This is a genomic window from Cognatishimia sp. MH4019, assembly GCF_020177595.1.
Classification (GTDB): domain Bacteria; phylum Pseudomonadota; class Alphaproteobacteria; order Rhodobacterales; family Rhodobacteraceae; genus JAHTBL01.
On sequence record NZ_JAHTBL010000019.1, the window covers coordinates 1 to 8,813 of the forward strand.

Consider the following 8,813-nt stretch of genomic DNA (forward strand, 5'->3'; position numbering starts at 1 on the left):
ACAAAAGACCATCGAAACACGGCGCTTGCTTCACCGCAAATCGGCCGCATAATCAAACCAACCAGATGAGCCAGATCCTCTCTTAGCTCAGGCGCCCATCTGTCCCAAAATCCCTGACGACGGACAGTTTCAGTTGTTGCTGAAAATCTTCGGGGCCTCACCTTCCTCACGCAGGTGAAATTGAACGTTTCCAACTCGGTCGGTGATGAGAAGTTTCGAAAGGATGTTCGAAATGATACCGCAGTATCGCAATGCTATTCTGTGTCTGGCGATTTTGACTATGTTCTCATCGTGCACGCGAAAGACCTGCAAAGCTATGAAGAATGGGGCATGCGAACGCTATTGGCAGCAGAGCATGTGGCCAGCTACACATCCACGCTTGTTTGGAGCCAGATCAAGCGCGGTGAGCCACCTGTAGCCCCGTAGCTGTCATTTGAGCGAGATGCAGCAGCGGTATACCGTCGGTGTCAGTTTTTTGCAGGCAAGAAAGCTTTCGCTGTGGCTGATCCGCTTGCAGAGAACCAAAGCCTGAACAGTGCCATTCTTAATCTGCAGACTAGAGGGGGGCGTCCCGCGTTTTCCTCATCGCAGAGCAGCTCCACCTCCGTGCGGGAGGATCAGGCGGAAGATCTGAATTTCAATCAAAGGTGGTATCTTCCTAAGTGAAATAAGGGAGCGATGCGGGGTCATGATTTATTTTTAGGACAATCAAGAATAAAAAAAATAAGTTATTATGGTGTTAATTTTTCAAAAGACTTATATGTGAGACAGCTGTGTAATCTGAGTCAGTGTTGGCTTGCCAGTACCCATTCTTCCGAGTATACAATTTATGCGTGTCCTCTTGGCTGTATGGCTTGCGTTGTGAAGCAAGCTGGTTCTGTACGTGCTCATTTTATCGAATTCGTGATGTTTTTTTGAATATTTCCATATTCTTGAAAAGGGCTTAATACATTGAGCGACCTAACTCAGACGTCCCCACTCTTGATTTCTAAAAGTCCGCTTGGGAACGCCGTAAACGCCGAAATGTTCGGTGCGAACTATCTTTTTACGCAGGATGCCAATCCAAGTAATCCAGATAGAAACTCAATATCTGACGCAAACTTCGACAACGGCAACGACTTGATCGGAGGCGTCCACACATGGCGCTATCCTGGTGGGTCAATTACCGAGTTTCAGTTTGATATTACGAACTGGAACAGCACTGTTTCAAAAGCCGATCCTAACGAAGAAATTATTCCTTTGGATCAATTCCTGCAGCGCGTCGGTCCAGGTGGTACTGTGTCCATAGTCATTCCGACCCAGCATGGCCTTCTACCGGGCACTCCTGGCACGGGTGCCCCTGACCCGAGTTACGTACCGCGAGAGGTCGATCCACAGTACATTCTCGATGTCGTCACGTTTGTAAATGCTGCGATGGCTGAAGCACAGGCTGCGGGAGTGACGATAGCCTCATTCGAGATCGGCAATGAGTTCTGGGGCTCCGGTCGTATGAATGGCGCGGAATATGGACAACTTGCTGGAGAGGTTGCGGTCGCCATCCAAAATGCGATTGGGGACCAAGCCGATATTGTCGTGCAATCGCTGCATGCTCTCGGTCGCCACACAACAACAAACAGCGCACGAGCTGAGTTGAACGAATTAATTGATAGCTTCATGTCTGTGCAAGGTGCGGTCGAAGCAACAGATGCTCTGGTTGATCACTATTATATACGAAGCTTGGAGGTGGATGAGGGCGATCAGGATTTTTTGTTCGACCAGCTTCAACACTTCGAGAACCGAACTGGAAAGCAGTTTGAGTGGCATTCCAGCGAATGGAACGCTCGGAACTGGGAACGATTGGATCTGTTCGGATTGCGAAATGCGACTGTCTTGGTCGAAACCATGTACCGAATGGTCGACGAGGGTATGGACGCGGCACAGGCCTGGACCTTCTGGTCGTCGGCAAAAGGCACGACCGCTTTGGTGCATTCATTTAGCGGTGACTCAAGCAATCTACAGGAAAAACACAGCGGCGCCGCTTTCAAGCTGATGAATGAATCGATCCACGGGCTTCAAGTGGCCGGTTCGGGAAATCTTGTTGCGGGCTCGCTTCCGCGGGAAGACGATCTAGAATTCCATGCGTTCTCTGATGGCGTATCAAGAGATGTTATCTTTCTTTCAAATCAGACGACTATGACTGGAGTTGTTGATGTAAACCTAACGGAGTTTACGGCATCATATGGTCAGACATACTTTGTCACCGTGACGACTTTAGGGGATGATGTGCCTGCAGATGCCGGCGCGATCAATATGGCGAAAGCGACGGTCACGTGGGACCACGAGAGTTGGAACGCCGCGGATTTTTCAAGCAATACTCTGTCAGTCGCCTTCTCAGACTGGGAACTGGTGCGATTGGAAATCACCAATATTACCGAAACCGCAGATCACATTATCGGACGAGGGGCTGATGATGTGATCGCAGGACTTGGCGGAAACGACCACCTTGAAGGCGGCAGAGGTCAGGATACGCTATACGGAAACGAAGGTGACGACACCCTTAACGGAGGTGAAGGTAACGACACACTTTGGGGTGGCTTGGGAAACGACCATATGATTGGCGGGTCCGGGACTGATACTGCCGTCTTCGAAGCGGCTTTCAACGAATTTCAAATATCGTTTGATGGTTTAGACCTAATCGTAAGTCATGCGACACGAGGCAGTAATCGGGTGCAAGACGATGTGGAACGTCTGCTGTTTGAGGACGAGGTTTTCTATTTTGATGACATCAAGACATCGATTACCGCGAAGACTGTTGTTGGCAGCGAAGCAAACGACTTTATTGACCCCTCGTTCGTAGATCCGAATGGGGTAACGATCTCTGACATCGGCCAGACCATCTTTGGGAACGGAGGCAGGGACCGGATATTTGATGGTGCTGGTGATGACCAAATATTCGGTGGTGCAGGACGCGACGCGTTCTTTATTGGGGCCGGTGCTGACACGATTGATGGGGGCGCAGATGTTGGTGATGAGGCTTACTACACGCGGTCTACTGTTGGGCTAACGATAGACCTGCAAGATGCTTCAAACAGCACTGGCATAGCACACGGAGATACGTTTTCTTCCGTCGAGCGCCTCCGCGGTACCGAATATGATGATGTCATTATCGCGGGAAGTGGAGTTGGGTGGATCCGTGGACTTGGCGGTGATGACTTGTTCATTGATGACGCATCCACCAACCGTTTTAACGGGGGGGCTGGAGCAGACACGTTTCGGTTTATGGCGGGCGACGGGAAGCAAGACCGGATCGATGACTTTAGTCTCTCAGATGATGTGATCGACCTGGAGGCCTGGGGCGTGACTGATCTCAGTGAGCTAACAATCGCAGGTCGGGTAAGCGGTCAAGGCACGGCTCTCAACGGTGTCATTTTGTCATTCGGCTCTGAGAGTATTCGTATTGATGGTGTGAATGCAGAAGATATCAGCATGTTCACGAACGATCACTTTGTCTTTGCAAAACCCACCGATCCAGGGGGATCTACAGGCGGGCAAACGATTGATGGCACGACGGCAAACGATAAGATCGACGCGACTTTCGTCGACGTTGACGGCGAGCAGATCAACGACTTCGGCCAGACCATTATGGGCGGTGCCGGGAATGACCAGATACATGATGGTGCGGGCGACGATATTGTCTTTGGTGGAAGCGGTCGTGACATATTCATCGCTGGCGGCGGCGCGGATACCTATGATGGAGGCGACCATGGTGGAGATGAACTCAAGTATAGCAATGCGACAAGCGGACTGACGATTGATCTGACCGACAGCAGCAACAGCACCGGCATCGCTGCGGGGGACACTGTTTCGTCGGTCGAGAAGGTGTATGGATCCAATTTTGACGATGCCATACGCGCGGGCAGCGGTGCCCTCAGCTACTATGGTCAGGATGGCAATGATACGCTGATTGATGGCGACGGAACGGAGTTTCTTCACGGCGGAGCAGGTGATGACACGTTTGTTTTCACGGCCGGTGACGGATTCAGAGATCGCATCATGGATTTTGAGCTCGGATCAGACAAGATCGACGTGTCGGCCTGGGGGGTGACCACGATGACGGAACTTGAGTTTATTGAGCGTACCGCGCAAGGCAATCCGCAGAACGATCTGTATATTAACTACAATAGTGAAAGCATCTGGCTTGAGGGTTATGATACAAACGATATCGCCTCGTTCACTGTCGATGACTTCCTTTTCGCATAATAGTCGTCCTTTGTTTGAAAGAGCCTCTCTATGCTGCCAGCTTTGGGGAGGGAACTTTGGATCAAGGCCTGTCTTCGGCAGGTTACATACAGCGCGATAACGAATGAAAAGGCCATCGGGCCTCTGTCATATCGCGTGGTGACGCCTCAGAACCCGACGCATAACGACTGGGTTGGTCTCTACATGGACGACGATTGCACCTGACATTTGCATGAGATCCGGAGCGCCCGCCATTTGTCCCAAGGCGTGCAAAGCCCGAGATCATCGACTGTTGCGCTTAATAGCAATTCTTTACTTCATTCACGTAACAAGCGTGGTTGCGATTATCTAGTAACTACTCTAGTTACTAGATTCGCTTCGCTATCCTCCGAGTCTTCCCATGCTTGATTGTTGCCCTTCCGTAACTGTTCTGCCCGGCTTCTTTGGAGCTGAAAAACTATCCTGCTGACCCGCATAGGGGACACCCGCGATGCAGGAAAACCGATCCCAAGAGCCTCAAATCTGAGATCGGAATGACCCGAGTGATTTCACCGCAAACCCGAAGAAAGGAATGGATAATGATCCAGTCGAAGATCTCAGGAATGGCTTATACAGGGGTCTTGCTTGCCCTCACGCACCCTGCGCTGGCCGAGGACGAGGCAACCGCATGGCGGCTGTTTGTTGCCGATCACACCAACCCCACGGTCACGGCGATCGATCTCGACAACCCGGACCAGCGCTGGAGCTTCGATCTGGCGGGAGCGGCGCGGCTCTATTCCGCGGCGGACGGGGCATTGATTGTTGCGGTGCAGTCAAACGATGACAAGGTCGATTTCTTCCGGAGCGGTGTGGAGCTTGAAGCCCATGGCGACCACGCAGATATCGAGGTCTCCGACCCCGAGCCTATCGGTCAGGTCACGGGACCGCGCCCCGGCCATGTGGTCACCCATTCAGGGGCTGTTGCGATTGCCTACGATCGCGGCGGTTATGCAGGCGTCTTCAGCGAGGATGCGGTTCTAAGCGGTAACCTCAACGAACAGCAATTCCCGGTGAACGTGGCACACCACGGTTTCGTCGCTAATCTGGGCGACTATCTTGTCGCCTCTGTCGCGTCCGAAGAGCCGGTTCAGGGCGACGGACTGCCGCCGCGGGTGGGCATTGCGGCCTACGCACCGGACGGCACCAGACTGGGCGAGGTGCATACCTGCACTGGGCTTCACGGCGAGGCGTTTTCGGGTGTCTACCTTGTTGCGGGTTGTGAAGAAGGCGTGATCGCCCACGACACCACCGGAGGCCCAGATGCCTTCAAGATGTTGCCCTACCCCGAGGATTTTCCCGAGGACAAGACCGGTCAACTGGTCGGAGCGGTCGCAATGCAGGCCTTCCTCGGGGACTATGACCGCCGGTCTGTCGTAATCCTTGATCCTACAGAGGCGCCTTACTTTAAGCGTGTGGAACTGCCCTTCCGCAAAGTTGATTTCATCCTTGATCCAAACAAGCCGCAACACGGCTATATCTTCACCGAAGACGGATCCTTGCACCGGTTGAACATGCTGACCGCCGAGATTGAGGCAAGCCTTACGCAACTTACGCAGCCCTATTCGATGGAAGGCCACTGGCGCGATCCACGTCCTCGGATGACAACCGCTGGAGAACGGTTGATCCTGACTGATCCACTAAAAGCAAGTGTCCGCGTCATTGATCTGGAGGACTTCACCGAGTTAGAGCAGATTTCTGTCGATGGGACGCCTTACAATCTTGTCGTCGTTGGCGGCAGCGGCCTTATGCACTGACAATAGAGCCCCAAAACGACAAGATACCAGGCCAGCATTCTGGCCTGGTTCTATGAAAAATCCCCTGGCTCCATTCAAAGCCGTTTGCCAGGTGGTCCGCCCCAGTTCATAGCATCTCATGTCACCAGTTCTGGCATCGGCGAAAACGATCGTATTGTAAATTGCGCTGAAGAGCAGTCGTCGGCACAAGTTGCAACGCAGGTCGGCTTTGTCCGCGTCTCGACGGTGGCGACAAGCAGCAAGGGCGGAATTCAGGTCATTCGCGGCTTTTGTCTGATAACCTTACTCAGGCAAGACAGAAAGACGGCTGAGGCGCGAGACGAAACCATTTGGCAACCCCTCCTCACGCCACTGACACCATAGGCGTTTCAGCGCCGCTCAAAAGCGCACGTGACTGGCTGCATCAACACAGGCCGTCATCGGAACGACTCAAAACTTGACCCAGTGACAACCGCTCATGCTTTCTGCGACGCATCATCAATCCAATGCCCCATGAGTTCTCTCGCCATCTCAACGCTGTTGTCGGCGTAAATGACAAGCATGAGCGGCTCTTGACCATATTGGTTCGCAAGTGAAATTAACGCACCACTGTCAATTTCTTTGTGGATCATGCTGAACGGGAGCCAGCCAACGCCAAGTCCCTTCAAGACCAGCTCTCGGGTGCCGCTTGAGAACGCGGTCATGCTGAACAGCGGCGCATCGAGATCGGGCGTTCCGAACCGGCGCTGTCCTTTTTTCAGAACTTGCCCAAAGTAGCTGTCCTCCGGATACACAATGGCAGGCGTGTCTGCAGGCACTTCACCGGTTTCCTTGACCTTGTATCGCAATGCGCCGCCGACAACCGGGACCAAGTAATCGTTTCCCCAGATCCCTCGACGAACATCGGCACCGAACTGCATGGCCCCGACGCTTTCGGTCTCATAACACAGCAGCAAGCTGGTATCGCCGCGCAGTAACATTGAAACGCAATCGTTTAGGTTGCCCGCGTGAAGGCGGAACTGAATCCCAGGGAACTTCGATTTCGCACGCAAAGCCATATCTGGAAACGTTGAACAGGCGGCAGCATGCTGGGCGGCAATTGCTAGTGTGGCGCGGGAAGCATCAAAATGCCCAATCTTTGTGCGCAGCTCATGTAGGCGTGCAGTCAGGGCGCGAATTTCATCTTCGTTGGACAAAAGCGCGGGGCTGATCGCAATCCGATTGGTTCCCCGTTCGAGAACCGTCACCCCCAACCACGCCTCAAACCCTTGAATCCGCCTTGAAAATGCAGGTTGCGTGATGTTTCGGCGCGTCGCAGCACGGGAAAGATTTCCCTCTTCCAGCAAGACCAGAACATCATCGAGCCATTGCAAATGCATCGCTTTTCCCTTTCGCTCAAACCAAATGTATTAGCAGCCATATAAAATGGCATTGTTTTTTTCTTTCAGTCCAGAGGATGCTTTGACCAAGCGTAAATGGAGGGCTGAAGTGGCAGCACCTGACACACTTGCTAAGCATCACGAACGGGATGCGTCGGATCTTGAGGTAAGCCGCTGCAAACACCTTGCTATTCAACTGGCTAAATTCCCGCGTGTGGCCTTGGGACATTTGCCAACACCGCTCGAGCCAATGGATAGGCTGAGCGAGCTTTTGGGAGGTCCGCGACTTTGGGTAAAGCGTGATGATTGCACTGGACTGTCATCAGGTGGGAACAAGACGCGCAAACTGGAATATCTGATGGCCGACGCTCGGGCAAAAGGCGCCGACACAATCATCACCCAAGGTGCGACCCAGTCAAACCATGCCCGCCAAACGGCAGCCGCAGCTGCAAAACTTCGCATGGGCTGTCATATCCTGCTTGAGGATCGGACTGGCTCGAGTGACCCAAGCTATATCATGAGCGGCAACGTTCTGCTGGACCGTTTGCACGGCGCAACCGTTTCAAAGCGTGGCGGTGGCACGGACATGACTGCAGAAATGGAGGCGTTGGCAGCCACGTTAAGTGACGATGGTAAAAAGCCTTACATCATCCCCGGTGGGGGCTCCAATCCCATTGGAGCACTGGGCTATGTGAACTGCGCACGCGAATTGGTTGAACAGGCCAATGGGATGGGCCTCCACATTGATGCATTGGTTCATGCCACAGGCAGTTCTGGCACACAGGCGGGACTGGTTGCGGGGTTGACTGCGATCCAAAGCGACATCCACCTTCTGGGCATTGGTGTCAGGGCGCCGCAGGAGAAACAGGAGGGTATGGTATTTGATCTTGCCCAACGGACAGTGTCGCATTTGGGTACAACAGCAGAAGTCACACCTTCCCATGTCCGGGCTAACTGCGATTACGTAGGTGCCGGATATGGCGTGCCCACTGACGGCATGGTCTCCGCTCTCAAGCTTCTGGCAGAAACCGAAGGTTTGCTCTTCGACCCCGTTTATTCCGGCAAAGGTCTAGATGGACTGATTGATCTGACGCGCAAAGGGTATTTCGACGGAGTGAGCGATGTCGTGTTCTTACATACCGGCGGCAGTGCTGCGCTGTTTGGCTACCCCGAAACTTTCAATCTGCCCGGATATATGGCGCACTAAAAACATAAAATTGACCAACAAGGAGACCAAAAAATGACAATTAGAAACAACTTGATCGCAACAGCGCTGGCCAGCGTGATCGCAGTTCCAGCTTTCGCAGAAGAGGTGGCCTGTCCGTCGTCAGGGATTTTGGGACAGATGGGCGCCTGAGCTAAGAGAGGATCTGGCTCATCTGGTTGGTTTGATTATGCGGCCGATTTGCGGTGAAGCAAGCGCCGTGTTTCGATGGTCTTTTGT

Annotated in this window: 5 protein-coding genes; 4 read left to right on the plus strand and 1 reads right to left on the minus strand. The window is 53.0% G+C overall.

Annotated features, from left to right (window positions below):
* The first annotated feature begins 180 nt into the window (after positions 1-180).
* The 3 genes from KUW67_RS18160 to KUW67_RS18175 all read left to right on the plus strand — a co-directional run bounded on the left by KUW67_RS18160 (position 181) and on the right by KUW67_RS18175 (position 6,011).
* Positions 181-426, plus strand: coding sequence for an Lrp/AsnC family transcriptional regulator (locus KUW67_RS18160; protein WP_224826758.1), 246 nt, complete (start codon positions 181-183; stop codon positions 424-426).
* 525 nt (positions 427-951) lie between these two features.
* Positions 952-4,239 carry a hypothetical protein gene (locus tag KUW67_RS18445; RefSeq protein WP_304522402.1) on the plus strand — a complete coding sequence of 1,096 codons (3,288 nt, stop codon included), beginning with the start codon at positions 952-954 and terminating at the stop codon, positions 4,237-4,239.
* A gap of 557 nt (positions 4,240-4,796) precedes the next feature.
* Positions 4,797-6,011, plus strand: coding sequence for a metallochaperone AztD (locus tag KUW67_RS18175; RefSeq protein ID WP_224826759.1), 1,215 nt, complete (start codon positions 4,797-4,799; stop codon positions 6,009-6,011).
* A 455-nt stretch (positions 6,012-6,466) separates the two neighbouring features.
* Here KUW67_RS18175 and KUW67_RS18180 read toward each other — a convergent pair whose 3' ends face one another.
* Positions 6,467-7,369, minus strand: coding sequence for a LysR family transcriptional regulator (locus tag KUW67_RS18180; protein WP_224826760.1), 903 nt, complete (start codon positions 7,367-7,369; stop codon positions 6,467-6,469).
* A 190-nt stretch (positions 7,370-7,559) separates the two neighbouring features.
* Between KUW67_RS18180 and KUW67_RS18185 the strand changes: the two genes are divergently transcribed.
* Positions 7,560-8,576, plus strand: coding sequence for a D-cysteine desulfhydrase (locus tag KUW67_RS18185; protein WP_224826762.1), 1,017 nt, complete (start codon positions 7,560-7,562; stop codon positions 8,574-8,576).
* Positions 8,577-8,813: the final 237 nt, after the last annotated feature.

Coding starts and splice junctions, on each gene's coding strand:
- KUW67_RS18175 (WP_224826759.1), top strand. CDS start 4,797: ATGATCCAGTCGAAGATCTCAGGAATGGCTTATACAGGGGTCTTGCTT.
- KUW67_RS18180 (WP_224826760.1), bottom strand. CDS start 7,369: ATGCATTTGCAATGGCTCGATGATGTTCTGGTCTTGCTGGAAGAGGGA.